This window comes from Enterobacter quasiroggenkampii (assembly GCF_043972695.1).
Classification (GTDB): Bacteria; Pseudomonadota; Gammaproteobacteria; order Enterobacterales; family Enterobacteriaceae; genus Enterobacter; species Enterobacter quasiroggenkampii.
In genome coordinates this window covers 1,682,293-1,702,336 of record NZ_CP143745.1, presented here as the reverse complement: position 1 = coordinate 1,702,336, position 20,044 = coordinate 1,682,293, and the positions used below count along the sequence as shown (strand labels likewise).

The 20,044-nt window shown below is 58.1% G+C and carries 17 protein-coding genes and 1 other annotated feature; of the genes, 7 read left to right on the top strand and 10 right to left on the bottom strand.

What is annotated here, in order from left to right; translation table 11 throughout:
• Positions 1-26: 26 nt before the first annotated feature.
• A complete protein-coding gene (locus tag V1572_RS08085) occupies positions 27-941 on the top strand; it encodes an SPFH domain-containing protein (RefSeq protein ID WP_008499312.1) in 915 nt (304 codons plus the stop codon).
• A complete protein-coding gene (locus V1572_RS08080) occupies positions 938-1,390 on the top strand; it encodes an NfeD family protein (protein ID WP_048225940.1) in 453 nt (150 codons plus the stop codon). The genes V1572_RS08085 and V1572_RS08080 overlap by 4 nt, the downstream gene beginning before the upstream one ends.
• Here V1572_RS08080 and cueR read toward each other — a convergent pair.
• Positions 1,387-1,797, bottom strand: a complete 411-nt coding sequence (gene cueR, locus V1572_RS08075; protein ID WP_395299850.1) for a Cu(I)-responsive transcriptional regulator — start codon at positions 1,795-1,797, stop codon at positions 1,387-1,389. The two genes, V1572_RS08080 and cueR, sit on opposite strands and share 4 nt — an antisense overlap.
• 108 nt (positions 1,798-1,905) lie before the next feature.
• Between cueR and copA the strand changes: the two genes are divergently transcribed.
• The 3 genes from copA to ybaK all read left to right on the top strand — a co-directional run bounded on the left by copA (position 1,906) and on the right by ybaK (position 5,928).
• On the top strand, positions 1,906-4,404 hold the full coding sequence (gene copA, locus V1572_RS08070) for a copper-exporting P-type ATPase CopA (protein ID WP_395299849.1): 2,499 nt from the start codon (positions 1,906-1,908) through the stop codon (positions 4,402-4,404).
• Between the two features lie 50 nt (positions 4,405-4,454).
• The gene (locus tag V1572_RS08065; protein WP_196345883.1) at positions 4,455-5,249 is read left to right on the top strand and encodes a TraB/GumN family protein; all 795 of its coding nucleotides are present in this window, start codon (positions 4,455-4,457) and stop codon (positions 5,247-5,249) included.
• A gap of 199 nt (positions 5,250-5,448) precedes the next feature.
• Complete coding sequence (gene ybaK, locus V1572_RS08060; protein WP_059311188.1) at positions 5,449-5,928, top strand: Cys-tRNA(Pro)/Cys-tRNA(Cys) deacylase YbaK; 480 nt, start codon at positions 5,449-5,451, stop codon at positions 5,926-5,928.
• 90 nt (positions 5,929-6,018) lie between these two features.
• On the opposite strand, the gene ushA is transcribed toward ybaK, so the two are convergent.
• On the bottom strand, positions 6,019-7,671 hold the full coding sequence (ushA, locus tag V1572_RS08055; protein WP_045909743.1) for a bifunctional UDP-sugar hydrolase/5'-nucleotidase UshA: 1,653 nt from the start codon (positions 7,669-7,671) through the stop codon (positions 6,019-6,021).
• Positions 7,672-7,832: 161 nt separating this feature from the next.
• On the opposite strand from ushA, the gene V1572_RS08050 reads away from it, so the two are divergent.
• Both V1572_RS08050 and ybaL read left to right on the top strand, forming a co-directional pair.
• A complete protein-coding gene (locus V1572_RS08050; protein WP_196352047.1) occupies positions 7,833-9,053 on the top strand; it encodes an MFS transporter in 1,221 nt (406 codons plus the stop codon).
• A 230-nt stretch (positions 9,054-9,283) separates the two neighbouring features.
• Entirely contained in the window at positions 9,284-10,960 is a 1,677-nt protein-coding gene (ybaL, locus tag V1572_RS08045; protein ID WP_045909744.1) for a YbaL family putative K(+) efflux transporter, read from the top strand.
• Between the two features lie 92 nt (positions 10,961-11,052).
• Here ybaL and V1572_RS08040 read toward each other — a convergent pair whose 3' ends face one another.
• The 8 genes from V1572_RS08040 to apt form a co-directional block, all read right to left on the bottom strand.
• A complete protein-coding gene (locus tag V1572_RS08040) occupies positions 11,053-12,357 on the bottom strand; it encodes an inosine/guanosine kinase (RefSeq protein ID WP_047716279.1) in 1,305 nt (434 codons plus the stop codon).
• 62 nt (positions 12,358-12,419) lie between these two features.
• Positions 12,420-13,382, bottom strand: coding sequence for a ferrochelatase (gene hemH / locus V1572_RS08035; protein WP_045909746.1), 963 nt, complete (start codon positions 13,380-13,382; stop codon positions 12,420-12,422).
• A gap of 125 nt (positions 13,383-13,507) precedes the next feature.
• Positions 13,508-14,152, bottom strand: coding sequence for an adenylate kinase (adk, locus tag V1572_RS08030; RefSeq protein ID WP_006809841.1), 645 nt, complete (start codon positions 14,150-14,152; stop codon positions 13,508-13,510).
• Between the two features lie 229 nt (positions 14,153-14,381).
• Entirely contained in the window at positions 14,382-16,256 is a 1,875-nt protein-coding gene (gene htpG / locus V1572_RS08025; RefSeq protein WP_045909747.1) for a molecular chaperone HtpG, read from the bottom strand.
• Between the two features lie 110 nt (positions 16,257-16,366).
• Positions 16,367-16,972: a recombination mediator RecR gene (recR, locus tag V1572_RS08020; RefSeq protein ID WP_008499298.1), complete on the bottom strand. Its 606-nt coding sequence runs from the start codon at positions 16,970-16,972 to the stop codon at positions 16,367-16,369.
• Positions 16,972-17,304: a YbaB/EbfC family nucleoid-associated protein gene (locus V1572_RS08015; protein ID WP_003858972.1), complete on the bottom strand. Its 333-nt coding sequence runs from the start codon at positions 17,302-17,304 to the stop codon at positions 16,972-16,974. Before V1572_RS08015 ends, recR begins: the two co-directional genes overlap by 1 nt.
• 54 nt (positions 17,305-17,358) lie before the next feature.
• A complete protein-coding gene (gene dnaX / locus V1572_RS08010; protein WP_395299848.1) occupies positions 17,359-19,287 on the bottom strand; it encodes a DNA polymerase III subunit gamma/tau in 1,929 nt (642 codons plus the stop codon).
• Positions 17,965-18,029: a sequence feature (DnaX frameshifting element), on the bottom strand. Its footprint overlaps the gene before it by 65 nt.
• Before the next feature lie 88 nt (positions 19,288-19,375).
• Positions 19,376-19,927, bottom strand: coding sequence for an adenine phosphoribosyltransferase (gene apt / locus V1572_RS08005; RefSeq protein ID WP_000127359.1), 552 nt, complete (start codon positions 19,925-19,927; stop codon positions 19,376-19,378).
• Between the last annotated feature and the right edge of the window lie 117 nt (positions 19,928-20,044).

Below are 20,044 nucleotides of genomic sequence, written 5' to 3'. Positions count from 1 at the left end.
CACAGCATGCAAAACAGGAGGTTTTTATGCTTATCGTTGTTCCCGTCCTTATTTTCGTTGCGCTGGTTATCGTAGGCGCCGGCGTCAAAATTGTCCCTCAGGGTTATCAGTGGACCGTCGAGCGTTTCGGCCGATACACCAACACACTCCAGCCAGGCTTAAGCCTGATTGTTCCGTTCATGGACAGAATTGGTCGCAAGATCAACATGATGGAGCAGGTTCTGGACATTCCGTCCCAGGAAGTGATCTCCAAGGATAACGCCAACGTCACCATCGACGCCGTCTGCTTTATTCAGGTGATTGACGCGCCGAAAGCGGCCTATGAGGTCAGCAACCTGGAGCTGGCGATCGTCAACCTGACGATGACCAACATCCGTACCGTGCTCGGCTCGATGGAGCTGGACGAGATGCTTTCCCAGCGCGACAGCATCAACACCCGCCTGCTGCACATTGTCGACGAGGCTACCAACCCGTGGGGGATCAAAGTTACCCGCATCGAGATCCGCGACGTGCGCCCGCCGGCGGAGCTGATCGCCTCCATGAACGCCCAGATGAAAGCCGAGCGAACCAAGCGCGCCTATATTCTGGAAGCCGAAGGGGTACGCCAGGCGGAGATCCTCAAAGCGGAAGGGGAAAAACAGTCGCAGATCCTGAAAGCGGAAGGCGATCGTCAGTCCGCGTTCTTGCAGGCGGAAGCCCGCGAGCGTTCCGCCGAAGCGGAAGCCCGCGCGACCCAGATGGTGTCGGAGGCGATTGCCGCCGGTGATATTCAGGCCGTGAACTACTTTGTCGCGCAAAAATATACTGACGCGCTGAAAGAGATTGGGTCGGCGAACAACAGCAAAGTGGTGATGATGCCGCTGGATGCAAGCAGCCTGATGGGCTCTATCGCGGGCATAGCCGAACTGATCAAGGATAGCGGAAACGAGCGTAAAAAATGATTGAGTTGATCGTTGCACATCCTCATGCCTTCTGGCTAAGCCTCGGCGGCTTATTGCTGGCGGCGGAGATGCTGGGCGGCAACGGCTACCTGCTCTGGAGCGGTGTTGCTGCCGTCATTACCGGTCTTCTGGTCTGGATCCTTCCCCTGGAGTGGGCGTGGCAGGGCGCGCTGTTTGCCGTGCTGACGCTGGTGGCCGCCTGGCTGTGGTGGCGCTGGCTCAACCGGCGGGTTAACGAGCAGAAACCGGTGGACGCCCACCTTAACCAGCGCGGACAGCAGATTGTCGGCAAGCGTTTTACGCTCGACAGCACGCTGGTGAACGGACGTGGGCACATGCGGGTAGGCGACAGCTCGTGGCCGGTGGTGGCCGACGATGACCTCAGCGCCGGCACGCGGGTGGAGGTCATCGCGGTGGAGGGCATTACCCTGCGGGTAAAAGCCTGCTAAGCGTGGGTTTTGCGGTGGCAGCAGCCGGCAAGGTTATCGATAATCGGGCAGTCGGCGCTGTCATCCCCCGGACAGGACGCCGCGAGCTGCAGCAGCTGTTCGCGCATCGCCTGTAGCTCGACGATGTGGCGATCAATTTCGGCCACCTTTTCCAGTGTGCGTTTTTTCACGTCGGCGCTGTGACGCTTTGGATCGTTGAACAGGTTAACCAGCTCGCCGCACTCTTCCAGATTAAAACCGACCTGTCTTGCCTGGCGCAGCAGCGTCAGTTCATCCAGATGCAGCTGCGTGTAGCTACGGTAGCCGTTTTCACTGCGCAGCGGCGGCGTCACCAGCCCCTTCTCTTCATAAAAGCGAATCGCTTTGCTGGTTAAGCCGGTTTTTTTTGCCACATCACTGATATTCACATTTCCCCCTTGACCTTCCCCTTGATGGAAGGTTTAACCTTCATAACAGTTAGTGAAAAGCGTTACTCCGGTCAACAACTGACCAAAATATTATACGGGAGTTTTGTTATGTCTCACACTATTGACCTGACGCTGGACGGTCTCTCCTGCGGCCACTGCGTCAAACGCGTTAAAGAAAGCCTGGAACAGCGCCCTGATGTGGAAAGCGCTGACGTGACTATCGATCATGCCGCCGTGACCGGCAGCGCCAGCGCGGATGCGCTGATTGATACCATCAAGCAGGCCGGTTACGGGGCGGAGTTAAGCCACCCAAAGGCTAAACCGCTGGCAGAGTCATCATCCCCGTCGGAAGCACTGACAGCGGCCACTCCTGAGCTTCCGGCAGCGGATGATATTGATGACAGCCAACAGCTGCTGATCAACGGCATGAGCTGCGCCAGCTGCGTCTCCCGGGTACAAAACGCCCTGCAGGCGGTACCGGGTGTCGCGCAGGCACGGGTCAATCTTGCGGAGCGTACTGCGCTGGTAATGGGCAACGCCTCCGCCGCAGAGTTAGTGCAGGCCGTTGAGAAAGCGGGCTACGGCGCGGAGGCCATCGAAGATGATGCCGAACGCCGCGAGCGCCAGCAGGAAACGGCTATCGCCACCATGAAGCGCTTCCGCTGGCAGGCGATTGTCGCCCTGCTGGTCGGTATTCCGGTGATGGTGTGGGGCATGCTCGGCGACAACATGATGGTCACCGACGACAACCGCACGCTGTGGCTGGTGATTGGTTTGATTACCCTTGCGGTGATGGTGTTCGCAGGCGGACATTTCTATACCAGCGCCTGGAAGAGCCTGAAAAATCGTACCGCGACGATGGATACCCTGGTCGCCCTCGGTACCGGCGCGGCGTGGCTCTATTCGATGAGCGTGAACGTCTGGCCCCAGTGGTTCCCGATGGAAGCGCGGCATCTCTATTATGAAGCGAGCGCGATGATTATCGGCCTGATTAACTTAGGCCATATGCTGGAAGCCCGCGCCCGCCAGCGCTCCTCGAAAGCGCTGGAAAGATTGCTTGATTTAACCCCACCGACGGCCCGCGTGGTCACGGACGAAGGGGAAAAAAGCGTTCCGCTGGCCGAGGTTCAGCCCGGCATGACGCTGCGTCTGACCACCGGCGACCGGGTTCCCGTTGACGGCAAGATAACCCAGGGCGAAGCCTGGCTGGATGAAGCGATGCTGACCGGGGAGCCTATCCCTCAGCAGAAATCAGACGGCGACGCCGTGCATGCCGGTACGGTCGTGCAGGACGGCAGCGTGCTGTTCACCGCCAGCGCCGTCGGCAGCCACACGACGCTGTCGCGTATTATTCGCATGGTGCGCCAGGCGCAGAGCAGTAAACCAGAAATTGGCCAGCTTGCTGACAAAATCTCGGCCATTTTTGTGCCGGTGGTGGTCGGCATTGCCCTGCTGAGTGCGGCGATCTGGTACTTCTTCGGCCCGGCACCGCAGATTGTGTATACCCTGGTGATCGCCACCACGGTGCTGATCATCGCCTGCCCTTGCGCCCTTGGTCTGGCGACGCCAATGTCGATTATCTCCGGCGTAGGCCGCGCGGCCGAATTTGGCGTGCTGGTGCGGGACGCGGACGCGCTGCAGCGGGCCAGCACCCTGGACACGCTGGTGTTTGATAAAACCGGCACGCTGACGGAAGGTAAACCGCAGGTGGTCGCCGTCCACACCGTGGGCATTTCGGAAGAGGATGCACTGCGTCTCGCCGCCGCGCTGGAGCAAGGCTCCAGCCATCCACTGGCGCGCGCCATTCTTGATAAAGCCAATGCGTCTGCCCTGCCGCAGGTGAACCAGTTCCGCACCCTGCGCGGGCTCGGCGTGAGCGGTGAAGCAGAAGGCCACGCGCTGCTGCTGGGCAACCAGACATTGCTCAATGAAAACGGCATTGATACCGCCGCGCTGGACAGTGAGCTGAAGGCGCAGGCGTCACAGGGCGCCACCCCGGTTCTGCTGGCGGTGGATGGCAAAGCCGCCGCGCTGCTGGCCGTGCGCGATCCGCTTCGCCAGGACAGCGTGGATGCCTTACAGCGCCTGCACCGTGCTGGATATCGTCTGGTGATGTTGACCGGGGATAACCCAACCACCGCCAACGCCATCGCGAAAGAAGCCGGTATTGACGAGGTGATTGCGGGCGTACTGCCGGACGGCAAAGCGGACGCCATTAAAAACCTGCAACGTCAGGGCCGTCAGGTGGCAATGGTCGGCGACGGCATCAACGATGCCCCGGCGCTGGCCCAGGCGGATGTGGGGATCGCAATGGGCGGCGGGAGCGACGTGGCCATCGAAACCGCGGCCATCACGCTGATGCGCCACAGCCTGATGGGCGTGGCCGATGCGCTGGCCATTTCGAAAGCTACGCTGCGCAACATGAAGCAGAACCTGCTGGGGGCGTTTATCTACAACTCGCTCGGTATTCCGATTGCTGCCGGTATTTTGTGGCCGCTGACCGGCACGCTGCTTAATCCGGTCGTCGCGGGTGCGGCGATGGCGCTCTCCTCCATCACCGTGGTCAGCAACGCCAACCGGCTGTTGCGGTTTAAACCGAAGGATTGAACCTTGTACCCGTACGCGCTAGCATGAACCTTTCCGTTTATGGAGCGCGTATGGGTCTGTTTCATCGTATAAAAACATCGTTTCGCGCCCTTTTCCCTCGCCGTTACGCCTGGCCCGGTCTGGATATTTCGCTTCCCGGCGGGCAACACCTGCACCTGGTTGGCAGCATCCATATGGGCACGCAGGATATGTCTCCCCTGCCTCCCGGCCTGATTAAACTGCTGAAACACGCCGATGCGCTGGTCGTTGAGGCGGACATTTCGGGTCAGGAGTCACCGTTTGCCGGGCTCGAGAGCGATCTCACCCTGGCGGAACGCCTGGATGAAGCCCAGCTTGCGGAACTGACGCGCGTCGCCGAGGAAACCGGCGTCTCGCTCTCCATGATTGACACCCTGCCGCTGTGGCAAATCGCGATGGTATTGCAGGCTACGCAGGCGCAGCGTCTGGGGCTGCGGGGTGATTACGGCATTGATTACCAGCTGCTGAACGTGGCAAGGGCGCGCAGTTTGCCCATCATCGAGCTGGAAGGAACGGACAGCCAGATTGCGCTCCTGCGACAGCTTCCCGACGACGGTCTGATGCTGCTGGATGATACGCTGACCCACTGGCACACCAACGCGCGCCTGCTGCAAACCATGATTGGCTGGTGGCTGGATGCCCCGCCCGCGGACGGCAGGCTGGCGTTACCGTCGACGTTCAGCGAATCGCTGTATGATGTGCTGATGAATGCGCGCAATAAAGCCTGGCGGCAGACGCTGCATGCCTTACCTGCGGGGCGTTACGTGGTGGCGGTCGGGGCGTTACATTTGTACGGAGAAGGGAACTTGCCGTCGTTGCTGAAATAAAAAAATGGCCAATATTTCTATTGGCCCGTCAAAGAGGAATTTCATCGTTTTTATTATGCCGAAGGAGACCTTCGGTTGAGCCGATTGTCGCTCAAAGTGACCATCACTGCCAACACTATTGCGCAAGATGGTGCTATTTTTTAGACAAACGTCAGGCGTATGCTGTTGGCATGATTTGTCTGTCGTAAGAAGGATAGCTATGACTCCCGCCGTTAAATTACTCGAAAAAAACAACATTTCTTTCCGGATCCACACCTACGATCACGATCCGAATGAAACCAACTTTGGTGATGAAGTGGTGCGCAAGCTGGGGCTGAACGCGGACCAGGTTTATAAAACGCTGCTGGTGGCGGTGAACGGCGATATGAAGCACCTCGCCGTGGCGGTGACGCCCGTGGCAGGACAGCTGGACCTTAAGAAAGTCGCCAAAGCGCTGGGGGCGAAGAAGGTGGATATGGCGGATCCGATGGTGGCGCAGCGCACCACGGGCTACCTGGTGGGCGGCATCAGTCCACTCGGGCAGAAAAAACGCCTGCCGACGCTGATCGATGCCCCTTCACAGGAGTTCGAGACCATCTTTATCTCCGGCGGCAAACGCGGGCTGGACATTGAGCTGGCCGCGGGCGACCTGGCGAAAATGCTGGACGCGAAGTTTGCGGATATTGCCCGCCGGGAGTAAAAAAAGCCGGGTGGCGGCTACGCCTTACCCGGCCTACATTTTGCACCCGTAGGCCCGGTAAGCGCAGCGCCACCGGGCAACACAACGGCACTACTGCCAGCTCACCTCACCTTTCGGCTCATACGCATTCACGTCAATCGGCGAATTCTGCTCGATATACTGCTTCAGCACTTCTGCATCGATAAAGCCAGTGTTCACGTATCCTGGTTTATTATCAATATGCGGATAGCCGTCACCGCCGGTGGCGTTAAAGCTTAACGTCGCCAGACGGTAGGTTTTCGCCGGGTCAACCGGTTCGCCTTTGATCTTCAGGTCGTTAAGCTTGCCGTCTTTCGCTACGAAGCTCACGTTGGCAAACTGCGGATAGGCCCCGGAATCCGGCTTCATCTGCGCCACGGCGGTCAGGTACTCAACAACCTCTTTCCCGCTCATGTCGGCATAAACCACCACGTTACCGAACGGCTGCACCTTCAGAACGTCTTTATAGGTGATGTTTCCACCTTCGATGGAATCACGAATGCCACCGCCGCTCATCACGCCAAAATCAGCCCCGGTGCGCGCCATTTGCGCCGCGAGCACCAGGTGGCCCATGTTGGTCTGCACGAAGCGAACTTTACTGCGGTCCCCCTCCAGACGACCGTTCAGCGTGCCGATTTTCACATCCAGCTGCGCCTTGCCTTTGTTCTGGAACGGCGTCAGCAGGGAGAGCATCTGCTGGTTTTCAGCGATCTCTGGCGTGTAAAGTACGCGCTCGCTTTTCCCGTCAGGGTAAGTGACTTTCTTCTTCAGGTTGACCGGAATGAGCTGATAATGAACCAGCTTCATCTCGCCGTTACGGAACTCAAAGTCTGCCCGACCCACGTATTTGCCCCACTCGTGCGCCTGCACAATCCAGATACCGTTTTGACGGTCTGGCGCACACGGTGTGCCCGGGACGTAGTCCACCTGCTTTTTGTTCTCGGATGCCATACACACTGGATCCTGTGAGTGACCACCCACAATCATTGCCAGCGAGCCCGCAGGCAGGCTGCGCGCCATCTCCACGTCACCGGGCGCGTTAGAGCCGTGCTCACCGTTGTCGTAGTGCCCCATGTGCGTGGTGGCGATAATGACGTCCGGCTTTTCGTTTTGCTGCAGCTCCTGAATCACCAGCTTCGCTTCGTCCGCCGGTTTGCGGAATTCGATATCGGTGAAGAACTCAGGGTTGCCAATTTTCGCCGTATCGTCGGTGGTTAAGCCGATGACCGCGATCTTCAGATCCTGACGCTTAAACAGCGCCCACGGCTTAAACAGGCGCTCGCCGGTACTTTTTTGGTAAATATTGGCGGAGAGGAACGGGAATTTGGCCCATTTTTCCTGCTGACGGAGTACGGTCAGCGGATTATCAAATTCATGGTTACCGACGGCCATCGCGTCGTAGCCAATCAGATTCATGCCGCGAAAGTCGGGTTCGGCGTCCTGCAAATCGGATTCCGGCACGCCGGTGTTGATATCGCCGCCTGAGAGCAGCAACACGCTGCCGCCCTGGGCTGCGACCTCTTTACGAATGCCGTCCACCAGCGTTTTTTGTGCCGAGAGGCCATATTCGCCGTATTCACTGCGCCAGAAATGACCGTGGTGATCGTTGGTATGCAGAATGGTAATTTTATAGGTTTTGTCTTTTTCATACGCCTGCGCGGGCAGGCTTACCAGCCCCCACGCCGCGATGAGCGCCAGCGCGACGCCCCGCTTCATTAACTTCATCTTCTCTCTCCCTGACCAATAGACAAAGGCAGAAATTACAGTGACTAATAAGAATAGACAAATAAGTTTTCATAATTGCGACTTTCTTCAAATGTCGCAGGCGGGTATGTTAGTCGGATAATAATTACTCCCTGCACTTCTGCTAACAAAACGTGGTATTTATGGCAATCAGTGAATCAACCCAGCCCGTTCCGGGCGCGCCAGCGTCGCCGCCTGCGTCGCGCACCTCCTTTAAAGTCTTAGGGGCAATCAGTCTTTCACACCTGCTCAACGACATGATCCAGTCGTTGATTCTGGCAATTTATCCGCTGCTGCAGTCCGAGTTTTCGTTAACCTTCGTGCAGATCGGGATGATCACCCTGACCTTCCAGCTGGCTTCCTCGCTGCTGCAGCCAGTGGTGGGCTACTGGACGGATAAATACCCGATGCCGTGGTCGCTGCCGATCGGCATGTGCTTTACCCTAAGCGGTCTGGTGCTACTCGCCATGGCCGGGAGTTTTGAAGCCGTGCTGATCGCCGCCGCGCTGGTGGGTACCGGCTCGTCCGTGTTCCATCCGGAGTCCTCCCGCGTGGCACGGATGGCGTCCGGTGGTCGTCACGGCCTGGCGCAGTCACTTTTCCAGGTGGGCGGTAACTTTGGTAGCTCTCTCGGCCCGCTGCTGGCCGCAGTGATTATTGCCCCTTACGGTAAAGGCAACGTGGCGTGGTTTGTGCTGGCCGCGCTGCTGGCGATTATCGTGCTGGCGCAGATTAGCCGCTGGTATGCCGCTCAGCATCGGGTGAATAAAGGAAAACCTAAAGCGAAGGTTATCAATCCCCTGCCGCGCAATAAGGTTATCCTGGCGGTGGCTGTCCTGCTGGTGCTGATTTTCTCGAAATACTTCTATATGGCGAGCATCAGCAGCTATTACACCTTTTATCTGATGCAAAAATTCGGATTATCGGTACAAAATGCGCAGATTCACCTGTTTGCCTTCCTGTTCGCCGTTGCGGCCGGCACGGTCATTGGCGGGCCTGTGGGGGATAAGATTGGGCGTAAATATGTCATTTGGGGCTCTATCCTCGGCGTGGCGCCCTTTACCCTCATTTTGCCTTACGCCAGCCTTGAATGGACGGGAATTTTAACCGTGATTATTGGTTTTATCCTCGCTTCCGCGTTTTCCGCCATTCTGGTCTATGCCCAGGAGCTGCTGCCTGGCCGTATCGGTATGGTTTCCGGACTGTTTTTCGGTTTTGCCTTCGGCATGGGCGGGCTGGGTGCAGCGGTGTTAGGAATGGTTGCGGATCACACCAGCATCTTCCTGGTTTATAAAATCTGCGCTTTCCTGCCACTTCTTGGGATGTTGACCATATTCCTGCCTGATAACCGCCACAAAGCGTGAATTACGGGCAGCCAAAGTGTGACGTTGGCTGCCTGACACCCTGATGCCATAAGGGTTTCTTCTTTCTCCTCTCGCTGAATTTATCAAAATGCGCTTTTTTACGCGCATATTGCTGTTTTATTCAAACTTCAACAATTATTCATAAACATAAGAGTAAAAATTGTCATAAACTATTACTCGGTTTTTTGGTTTTTCACCAAAAAGGAACACCCACAACGAAAGGAGACGGAATGCACCACGCCACACCGCTTATCACCACCATTGTTGGTGGACTTGTGCTCGCTTTTATCCTCGGCATGATTGCCAATAAACTGCGTATTTCTCCTCTTGTCGGCTATCTGCTGGCAGGTGTGCTGGCGGGACCGTTTACGCCAGGCTTCGTTGCGGATACCAAACTGGCCCCTGAACTGGCGGAATTGGGCGTGATTCTGCTGATGTTTGGCGTCGGTCTGCACTTTTCCCTGAAGGATTTGATGGCGGTAAAGTCGATTGCCATACCGGGAGCGATCGCCCAGATAGGGGTGGCGACGCTGCTTGGGATGGCGCTTTCGGCCGTGCTGGGCTGGTCGTTAATGACCGGTATCGTATTTGGGCTGTGTCTCTCAACCGCCAGTACCGTGGTGCTGCTGCGCGCGCTTGAGGAGAGACAGCTGATTGACAGCCAGCGCGGGCAGATCGCGATCGGCTGGCTGATTGTTGAAGATCTGGTCATGGTCCTGACGCTGGTGCTGCTGCCCGCCGTCGCCGGAATGATGGAAAAAGACAACGTCGGCTTCGCCTCGCTGGCGCTGGATATGAGCATCACCATCGGTAAAGTGGTGGCGTTTATCGCCATCATGATGCTGGTGGGCCGCCGTCTGGTACCGTGGATCATGTCCCGCAGCGCGGCGACCGGCTCCCGCGAGCTGTTCACCCTCTCCGTGCTGGCGCTGGCACTGGGCATCGCCTTTGGTGCCGTTGAGCTGTTTGATGTCTCCTTTGCCCTGGGCGCGTTCTTCGCCGGGATGGTGCTGAACGAATCCGAGCTGAGCCACCGTGCGGCGCACGATACGCTGCCGCTGCGCGATGCGTTTGCCGTGCTGTTCTTCGTCTCCGTCGGGATGCTGTTCGATCCGCTGGTGCTGATCCAGCAACCGCTGGCCGTGCTGGGCACGCTGGCGATCATTATTTTTGGTAAGTCGCTCGCCGCCTTCTTCCTGGTGCGAATGTTCGGTCACTCCCCGCGTACGGCGCTGACTATTGCCGCCAGCCTGGCGCAGATTGGCGAATTCGCCTTTATTCTGGCCGGTCTGGGCATGGCCCTGAACCTGCTGCCGCAGGCCGGACAAAACCTGGTGCTCGCGGGGGCGATCCTGTCGATTATGCTGAACCCGGTCCTGTTTGCCCTGCTGGAAAAATACCTCGACAAAACCGAAACGCTGGAAGAGCAGACGCTGGAAGAGGCCATCGAAGAAGAGAAGCAGATCCCGGTGGATATTTGCAATCACGCCCTGCTGGTCGGCTTTGGCCGCGTGGGCAGCCTGCTCGGCGAGAAGCTGATGGCGCAGGGCATTCCGCTGGTGGTGATTGAAACCTCACGCACCCGCGTCGACGAGCTGCGCGAGCGCGGTATTCGCGCGGTGCTGGGCAATGCGGCAAACGAAGAGATCATGAATCTGGCGCATCTGGACTGCGCCCGCTGGCTGCTGCTCACCATACCCAACGGCTATGAAGCGGGTGAGATTGTGGCCTCCGCACGCGCGAAGTGCCCAACGATTGAGATTATCGCCCGGGCGCATTATGACGACGAGGTGGAGTACATTACCGAGCGCGGTGCAGATAAGGTGGTGATGGGCGAGCGCGAGATTGCTAACACCATGCTGACGCTGCTGGAGAAACCGCCGGTTGAAGAGGCGGTGACGGGGTAGGTTTGGTGCGGCCTGATGCCCTCACCCTGGCCCTCTCCCACGGGGAGAGGGAACAAACATTAAAAAAGGCAACTTACGTTGCCTTTTTACATTTACCGATCCCAATACGCCTCTTCGAGGCTGTCTTCCCGTTCTGGCAGGCCACGCGTTAAGCGCGGTGAGTGCTGGTTCAGCACCTGATAGCTTACGCGGTTGGCGTACTTGCACACCTGCGCCAGCGACGAATAGGTCAGCCAGCTGAACTTATGCTTGCTGGAATTCGGCACGTTGGTTTTGTGGTAGGCATTGGCGGTAATGTCGTGCAGCAGCGCGGCCAGCGCGCCGTCGCCTGCGCCGTTGGTGTTCATGATCTTCTCCGGACCGCCCATGTAGGGGGCGATGTGAGAATAAATACGCAGCGGATTCACGCAATCCTTGTAACGCATGCCGCGGCTGAACTCGTACTGGTTAAACTCGGCAATCGCGCCGGGCAGCAGCGGATGCTGGGTTTTGCGTTTGCTCTCTTCCTCCGTGAAGCCGGCCATATACAGTCCGACAGGGCCCGCGGTGCAGAGCACCAGATCCACCCAGTCCAGCGCTTTATCGGACGCCAGCAGCGGATCGCTTTCACCGGTCAGCGCTTCGGCCTCCTCTTCGTTCATCGCCAGAATCGAGACGTGCTCTTTCAGGAACGCCTGCCACCACTCTGGGTTATCGGCAATCACGAATTTGGTGCCCAGCGTCAGAACGACCGGCACGTCGTACTTCTTCGCGTACTCAATCGCCTTCATGGTCGCTTCAGGCATCGGCTCGCCCGGCTTGCAGCGCACCAGGTAGGAGGTCAGCACCAGCGCCGAGGCGCCCGCAATCACCTCTTCGGGAATGCTTTCCGCGCGCAGCTTGTTCATATGCCCAGGACTGATGGCAAAGGTCCGCTCGCCGGATTCGCCGATCAGCGTAAAGCAGCGGCCAATCGGGCCGTCGACGCCCTGAAGATAGTTCAGATCGGTACGGCTGGAGGTGTTGCACAGATAGCGGTAAGCGTAGCCGCCAATTTCAATGTTGCTGCACATCACGCCGAGCAGTACCGAACGGTCGTCGGCCAGCACGGAGTAGTTATGCATGGTATTGCCGATGGTGCCACCGGCGAACTGATGGGTAATCAGGTTTTCGCGCACCAGCTCCTGGTACAGCGCTTCGGCAACGTCGTCTTCAATCACCAGCGAATGTCCGGCGCTCAGACCGTAACGGGCGACAAACGCATCATCCACTTTCGCCTCAATGTCCACCAGCGTCTGATCGATACCGACGACCCACGCCGCGCTGGTTTCATTTTCTGGCTGGATCTGCTGCAGGAGCGGATCGCGGGCATCGACGGGGAAGTAGTGTTTGGATTTACGTTTACCGGGAAATTTCATGGTCTGAACTGTACGAAGAATATGGGCCGGGAATGGTAGCACAAACCCGGCCCGGAGTGCGATCAGCGGCTGTTCGTCACCAGTGAGACCATCATGTCGATATGCTCAGGCGAGTCGTTAAGCGCCGGAATGTACTCGTACTTTTCGCCGCCAGCCTCCAGGAAAAATTCCCGGTTTTGCACCGCAATCTCCTCCAGCGTTTCCAGACAGTCTGCCGAGAAGCCCGGCGACATCACCTGAATATGCTTCACGCCCTTCTCGCCGAGCATTTTGAGGGTTTCATCGGTGTACGGCGTCAGCCACGGCTCGCGGCCGAAGCGCGACTGGAAGGTCATCATCACCTTCTCCGGCGGCAGGCCAAGGGCGGAGACCAGCTCGCGGGTGGTATCGCGACAGCGCTGCGGGTAATCATCCCCTTCGTTAGCGAAACGCTGCGGGATCCCGTGATAGGAGAGCAGCAGCAGATCCGGCTCACCGTGCTTTTCAAACGACGCGCGCGCGCTGTTAGCAAGCGCCTTGATGTACAGCTCGTTATCCGCGTAGTCGCGAATAAAGGTCACGCCCGGAATGCGGCGGCGGGTCGCCAGAATGCGCGCCAGCTCGTCCCAGACGGCGGCCACCGTCGAGCAGGAGTACTGCGGGTAGAGCGCCAGCACCACGATATGGTCCACGCCCTGCGCCAGCAGGGATTCTACCGCGCTTTCCAGAGAGGGTTTGCCGTAGCTCATGCCGAGCGCGACAGGCATCTCCGGCAGGCGGGCAGCCAGCGCTTTTTCCTGGCGACGGCTGTAGACCATCAGCGGCGAGCCCTCTTCCATCCATACGGACTGATAGAGTTTGGCGACGCGCGGAGAACGAATCGGCAGAATGACGCCACGCAGCAGCGGCCACCACAGCAGTCGCGGAAAATCCACGACGCGCGTGTCGCTTAAAAATTGTCGCAGGTAGCGTTTTACCGCGTCTGATGTAGGTGCTTCTGGAGTGCCCAGATTGGCAAGCAGGATGCCGGTTTTCGCCTGACTCATTCACGCCTCTTAACCATTTGAATGGTTGTCAATTGTAGCGGAAATGCGTTTAAACGGAACCCATTGCTGCAATAGGTAAGATGAGAATATTTCTCACCCGGAGGACCCGGGTGAGAGAAGTGCAATTAGCCGAGGATTTTTTCCAGCTCTGCACGTACATCAGCCACGGCTTTGGTGCCGTCGACTTTGGCGTATTTGGTGTTACCCGCCTGCGCTTCTTTGGTGTAGTAGCCGATCAGCGGCGCGGTCATCTGATGGTATTCCACCAGGCGCTTGCGCACGGTCTCTTCCTGATCGTCTTTACGGGTGGTCAGCTCTTCGCCGGTCACGTCATCTTTGCCTTCAACCTTAGGCGGGTTGAATTTGATGTGGTAAACGCGTCCAGAAGCAGCGTGTACGCGACGGCCAACGATGCGGTCAACGATCAGCTCGTCCGGTACGTCGAACTCCAGAACGTAGTCCACGTTGATGCCCGCTTCTTTCATGGCGTCAGCCTGAGGAATGGTGCGTGGGAAGCCGTCCAGCAGGAAACCGTTACGGCAGTCTTCCTGAGCAATGCGCTCTTTGACCAGAGCAATTACCAGCTCGTCGGTCACCAGCTTGCCTGCGTCCATGATGTCTTTCGCCTGTTTACCCAGCTCGGAGCCAGATTTAACAGCGGCGCGCAGCATATCACCGGTGGAGATTTGCGGAATACCGTATTTCTCCATGATGAACTGAGCCTGAGTTCCTTTACCCGCGCCCGGAGCGCCAAGCAGAATAATACGCATTGCGAAAATCCCCTCAAAAGTCGTTTCAATTTTTCAAAAGCGCTAAACAATACCACCAGAACGGGCATCGCTCAAGGAAGGCAGGAAGGCTGAAACGGTTAATGGGGGGAGATAATTTGGGATAATGCGAGAATGCCCCCTCACCCTAACCCTCTCCCCAAAGGGGAGAGGGGACGATTATACCCTCTCCCCTTTGGGGAGAGGGCCAGGGTGAGGGGCAGGTGTTTAATTACGCCAGCAGCAGCGCATTCACACGTTTAATGAAGAGGTTAGGATCTTCCAGCGTGCCGCGTTCGGCCAGCAGGGACTGATCCAGCAGGAGTTCAACCCACTCGGCAAAGCGGGCGTCGTCCTGGGTATCCGCCGCACGTTTCACCAGCGGATGATCCGGATTAAGCTCAAAGATATATTTCACTTCCGGTACCGCCTGACCCGCTGCCGCGAACAGCTTCGCCATTTGGGTGCTCATTTCGTCGGCATCGGTGGTGACGATGGCCGGGGTGTCGGTCAGACGGTGAGTGAAACGCACCTCTTTCACGCGGTCACCCAGCAGGGTTTTCACGCGCTCAACGAACGGCTCCAGCGCCTTCTCGGCTTCTTTCGCGTTCTCATCCACTTCATCCGCCAGCTTGTCGATAGATTCGTCGGCTTTGGCAACGGACTGGAACGCCTTACCGTCGAACTCGGTCAGGTAGTTCATCATCCACTCGTCGATGCGGTCAGAAAGCAGCAGCACTTCGATGCCTTTCTTACGCAGCAGCTCCAGGTGCGGGCTGCTCTTCGCCGCGGCGTAGCTGTCGGCGGTGATGTAGTAGATCTTCTCCTGCCCTTCTTTCATGCGGGAGACGTACTCTTCCAGCGACACGGTCTGCGCGGAGGAGTCGGTGTGCGTAGAGGCGAAGCGCAGCAGTTTGGCGATGGTTTCAACGTTCGCGGTGTCTTCTGCCGGGCCTTCTTTCAGCACCAGGCCGAACTGTTTCCAGAAGGTCTGATATTTTTCCGCATCGTCTTTCGCCAGTTTTTCCAGCATCTGCAGCGCACGTTTGGTCAGGGCGTTGCGCAGGTTACGGGTGACGGTGCTGTCCTGCAGAATTTCACGGGAGACGTTCAGCGGCAGATCGTTGGAATCGATCAGGCCGCGGACAAAGCGCAGGTAGTTCGGCATGAACTGCTCGGCGTCATCCATGATGAAGACGCGCTGCACGTACAGCTTCAGGCCATGCTTGTGATCGCGGTTCCACATGTCCCACGGCGCCTGTGCCGGGATGTACAGCAGGCTGGTGTACTCCTGCTTACCTTCCACACGGTTGTGGCTCCAGGTCAGCGGGTCGGTAAAGTCGTGGGCGATATGCTTGTAGAATTCGTTGTACTCGTCGTCTTTAATTTCAGACTTGTTGCGCGTCCACAGCGCCTGCGCCTTGTTGATTTTCTCCCAGGAAACCACGGTTTCACCGTCTTTCTCTTCCTGTTTTTCAATCTCGACCGGCAGGGCGATGTGGTCGGAATATTTGCTGATGATGGAGCGCACGCGCCAGTCGTTCAGGAAATCATCTTCCCCTTCACGCAGGTGCAGGGTGATTTCGGTGCCGCGGTCCGCTTTGGTGATGTCATCAACGGTGTATTCGCCTTCCCCTTTGGATTCCCACAGCACGCCGTTTTCAGCGCTGTCGCCCGCCGCACGGGTGCGCACGGTGACTTTGTCCGCCACGATGAATGCCGAGTAGAAACCGACGCCGAACTGGCCGATGAGCTGGCTATCTTTCGCCTGGTCAGAGCCCATGGACTCCAGGAACGCCTTAGTGCCGGATTTCGCGATGGTCCCGAGGTGGTCGATCACCTCGTCGCGGTTCATCCCGATGCCGTTATCGGCGATAGTCAGGGTGCGGTTCTCTTTATTAAACGAGACGCGCACGCGCAGCTCGCCGTCGCCTTCGTACAGATCCGGGTTAGACAGCGCGCGGAAGCGCAGCTTGTCCGCCGCATCCGAGGCGTTGGAAATCAGCTCACGCAGGAAAATTTCTTTGTTGGAATACAGGGAATGGATCATCAGGTGCAGAAGCTGTTTTACTTCTGACTGGAAACCACGGGTTTCTTGTCCTTTCATCTATGTCGACCTCAACAATGCCATTTAATGGGGTTTTAAAACGTTGAGTGAGAGATGGGGATACGGGGGGAAATTTTCAAGCGGAGGCCGCGCGTGCAGCCTCCGTTTGGTCAGAAAATAATCTTGTGACGTCCGGCCAGAGAGTGCGACAGCGTGGTGCCGTCCACCATCTCCAGCTCGCCGCCGACCGGCACGCCGTGGGCGATGCGGCTGGCGTCAACGCCATACTGCGAGCACAGCTCGGCAATATAGTTGGCGGTTGCCTCCCCTTCCACCGTGGGGTTGGTGGCGAGGATCACCTCTTTGATCGTTTCGGACTCAAGACGCTGTTCAAGGCGGTCAAGACCGATATCGTCCGGACCAATACCGTCCAGCGGGGAGAGATGCCCCATCAGCACGAAATAGCGGCCGGAAAACTGCCCGGTTTGTTCGATGGCGTAGATGTCCGCCGGACTCTCCACCACGCAAATCTGGCCGTTTTCCTGACGACGCGGGTTCGTGCAGATGTTACACACGTCCTGCTCGGTAAAGGTACGGCAATCCGCACAGTGACCGATTTCTGACATGGCGCGGGTTAAAGCCTGCGCCAGGCGCATCCCGCCGCTGCGGTCGCGCTGCAATAGCGTAAACGCCATGCGCTGCGCCGACTTCGGGCCAACGCCCGGCAGGCAGCGCAGTGCTTCCATTAACTGCGTGAGCAGCGGACTGGTTTGCATCAGAACGGCATCTTGAAGCCAGGCGGCAGCTGCATGCCGCTGGACACGGAGGCCATTTTCTCTTTCTGGGTTTCGTCGATACGGCGAGCGGCATCGTTAAACGCGGCTGCAACCAGATCTTCCAGCATCTCTTTGTCGTCTTCGAGCAGGCTCGGGTCGATTTCCACGCGACGGCAGTTGTGCGCACCGTTGATGGTCACCTTGACCAGACCGGCACCGGATTCACCCGTGACTTCCAGCTGAGCGATCTCTTCCTGCATCTTCTGCATTTTTTCCTGCATCTGCTGAGCCTGCTTCATCAGGCCACCCAGACCGCCTTTTCCACCAAACATAGGCTTCTCTCTTCTTTCACGTTTAAGGATTACAACCGTAAGTCAGACTCACGATCAAATGGGGCGAATACTCTCTTCATCCAGATCGGCGTCGAAGAACCGGCGCAGAGTCTGAATGTTGTTATCCGCAATAATCGCCTCGCGCGCCTGCGCGAGCTTCTCTTCATAAATGGCCTGGCGCCACTCGAGCGGCGTTTTCACTGCCGGATTATCATCTTCAATGATAGTCAATTCAACCGGTGCCCCCTGTAAAGCGGCAAGCGCCTCGGCCAGCGCCTTTTGCGCGCCCGGGGAATTCAGGTGACGCTGGCCCGGACGCAGGTGCAGACGCACCTGATTGCCGTCCTGCTCTTTCCAGGCGTTCAGCGCGACCTGCTCGACCAGCTTCGGCAACTGGAGTTTGCTGACCTCGGCGGCCCAGGCATCGCGCGCAATCGACTCTTCGGCAAGCTTCGCGGAAAGCTCCGGCGTTTTTTCATGCTCCAGCGCCTTTTTCAGCGCTTTCGGCGTGGCCACCTCTTCCTTCACGGTTTCGGTGATGGTGGTTGCCTTCCAGCGGTAAGCCTCTTCTTTCACCGGGGCTTTCTGCTCGAGCGCGGACGGTGCCGGACGCGACTGTACGCGCTCCGTTACCGAGGCCAGTCGTTCAAGCGCGGCGTTGTTCACCGGCCGCGCTCTTCCTGGCGCTGCCGGTTCACTCTTTTTTGGTTTGGCTACTCCCTGGGCGCGCTGCAGCTGGCTGCGCGCGGCAAGCACCGAACTGGTGGCATCCGACAGCGGTACGTTCTGCTGCGGTGGCGACGTCGGCTGCGGCGGCACCTGCTGCGGTGACATCACCGCCGTGGGCGCGACCGGCGCGAAAGACTGTCGCGGCACTTCCGGCTCCGGCAGCGGTATGCGCGGGTGGAACGCCAGCGCGCGCAGCAGCGTCATTTCAACGCCCATCCGCGGATCCGGCGCAAACGGTAACTCTTTGCGGCCAATCAGCAGCGTCTGGTAATAAAGCTGGACGTCGGCAGGCGGCACGGTGCGGGCAAGCTCACGCATCCGCTGTTCAATGGCCGCCATATCCGCACCAATCGCGGAGGGAGAAAGCTGCAGCATCGCCACGCGGTGCAGCAGGCTGAGCATCTCAACCAGCAACCCTTCCCACTCAATACCGCGGGCAGCGGCCGCGTTCACCTGCGACATCACGCGTTCGCCGTTAGCGGCAATCATCGCTTCGATAAGCGACAGCGCCTGATCGTCATCCAGCGTGCCGAGCATGGTGCTGACCGCCTCGGTGGAGAGCTTGCCGTCACCGCTGGCAATCGCCTGGTCGGTCAGGCTTAATGCATCACGCAGGCTGCCGTCCGCCGCGCGGGCCAGCAGCTGCAGGGCGCGCGGTTCGTGGACAATCTTCTCTTCATCAAGAATGTGCTCAAGCTGCGCACGGATCTGCTCAACGTCCAGCGCCTTCAGGTGGAACTGCAGGCAGCGCGATAAAATCGTGACCGGCAGCTTTTGCGGATCGGTGGTCGCCAGCAGGAACTTCACGTGCGCGGGCGGCTCTTCCAGCGTCTTCAGCAGGGCGTTGAAGCTGTGGCGCGAGAGCATGTGCACTTCATCGATCAGGTAGACCTTGAAGCGGCCGCGCGCCGGGGCGTACTGCACGTTGTCCAGCAGGTCGCGGGTATCTTCAACTTTGGTGCGCGAAGCGGCGTCGATTTCGATCAGATCGACAAAACGCCCCTGCTCGATCTCCCGGCAGTTATCACACACGCCGCACGGCGTGGCGGTGATCCCGGTTTCGCAGTTGAGACCTTTTGCCAGCAAACGGGCAATAGAGGTCTTACCGACGCCGCGGGTGCCGGAAAAAAGATAGGCGTGATGGATGCGACCTAGCGACAAGCCGTTCGCCAGGGCCGTCAGCACATGTTCCTGACCGACAACGTCAGCAAAGGTTTGTGGTCGCCATTTACGGGCTAACACCTGATAACTCATGGGCAGGCTCTGCAACGCTGGAAGGTGAATTTATGGAGGGGAATGCTATCACAACCTCACCCATTGAGCGAGGTTGTGAAAACCGGGATTAGTGACCCGGGAAAGGCACCAGGCTGTAGCTGGTAATACCCTGTTTTTCCAGGCGCTGTTCACCGCCGAGATCGAACAGGTTGATGATGAAGGCCGCGTCGGTCACTTCCCCACCCAGACGGCGGATCAGCTTCACGGTCGCTTCAATGGTGCCGCCGGTCGCCAGCAGATCGTCAACCACCAGCACTTTGTCGCCAGGCTTGATCGCGTCAACGTGAATCTCCAGCTGATCGGTGCCGTACTCCAGCTCGTAGCTTTCTGCAATGGTTTCACGCGGCAGCTTGCGCGGCTTACGCACCGGCACAAAACCTACGCCCATCGCCAGCGCAACCGGTGCGCCAAACAGGAAGCCACGGGCTTCGGTACCTACTACTTTGGTGATCCCGGCGTTTTTATAACGCTCGACCAGCAGTTCAATGCTGAGCGCGTACGCTTTCGGGTCTTCCAGCAAGCTGGTGACATCACGGAAAAGAATGCCAGGCTTTGGATAGTCCTGGATGCTTTTGATGCTGTTTTTCAGATATTCAAGCTGCTGTGCAGTTGCGGTCATCGGTTTGTGCCTAAATGAAACAGTGTTACTCACGGCGCGCAACGAGTCGGCAAAGGTAACAATTGTTTAACCTTTAACCAGGCGCGCCAGTGCTCGAAAACGGTCGAATTTACTGGC

Excerpts from the sequence above, each read along its gene's own strand:
- V1572_RS08085 (WP_008499312.1), top strand. The coding sequence starts at position 27 with ATGCTTATCGTTGTTCCCGTCCTTATTTTCGTTGCGCTGGTTATCGTA.
- V1572_RS08080 (WP_048225940.1), top strand. The coding sequence starts at position 938 with ATGATTGAGTTGATCGTTGCACATCCTCATGCCTTCTGGCTAAGCCTC.
- copA (WP_395299849.1), top strand. The coding sequence starts at position 1,906 with ATGTCTCACACTATTGACCTGACGCTGGACGGTCTCTCCTGCGGCCAC.
- V1572_RS08065 (WP_196345883.1), top strand. The coding sequence starts at position 4,455 with ATGGGTCTGTTTCATCGTATAAAAACATCGTTTCGCGCCCTTTTCCCT.
- ybaK (WP_059311188.1), top strand. The coding sequence starts at position 5,449 with ATGACTCCCGCCGTTAAATTACTCGAAAAAAACAACATTTCTTTCCGG.
- ushA (WP_045909743.1), bottom strand. The coding sequence starts at position 7,671 with ATGAAGTTAATGAAGCGGGGCGTCGCGCTGGCGCTCATCGCGGCGTGG.
- V1572_RS08050 (WP_196352047.1), top strand. The coding sequence starts at position 7,833 with ATGGCAATCAGTGAATCAACCCAGCCCGTTCCGGGCGCGCCAGCGTCG.
- ybaL (WP_045909744.1), top strand. The coding sequence starts at position 9,284 with ATGCACCACGCCACACCGCTTATCACCACCATTGTTGGTGGACTTGTG.
- V1572_RS08040 (WP_047716279.1), bottom strand. The coding sequence starts at position 12,357 with ATGAAATTTCCCGGTAAACGTAAATCCAAACACTACTTCCCCGTCGAT.
- hemH (WP_045909746.1), bottom strand. The coding sequence starts at position 13,382 with ATGAGTCAGGCGAAAACCGGCATCCTGCTTGCCAATCTGGGCACTCCA.
- adk (WP_006809841.1), bottom strand. The coding sequence starts at position 14,152 with ATGCGTATTATTCTGCTTGGCGCTCCGGGCGCGGGTAAAGGAACTCAG.
- htpG (WP_045909747.1), bottom strand. The coding sequence starts at position 16,256 with ATGAAAGGACAAGAAACCCGTGGTTTCCAGTCAGAAGTAAAACAGCTT.
- recR (WP_008499298.1), bottom strand. The coding sequence starts at position 16,972 with ATGCAAACCAGTCCGCTGCTCACGCAGTTAATGGAAGCACTGCGCTGC.
- V1572_RS08015 (WP_003858972.1), bottom strand. The coding sequence starts at position 17,304 with ATGTTTGGTGGAAAAGGCGGTCTGGGTGGCCTGATGAAGCAGGCTCAG.
- dnaX (WP_395299848.1), bottom strand. The coding sequence starts at position 19,287 with ATGAGTTATCAGGTGTTAGCCCGTAAATGGCGACCACAAACCTTTGCT.
- apt (WP_000127359.1), bottom strand. The coding sequence starts at position 19,927 with ATGACCGCAACTGCACAGCAGCTTGAATATCTGAAAAACAGCATCAAA.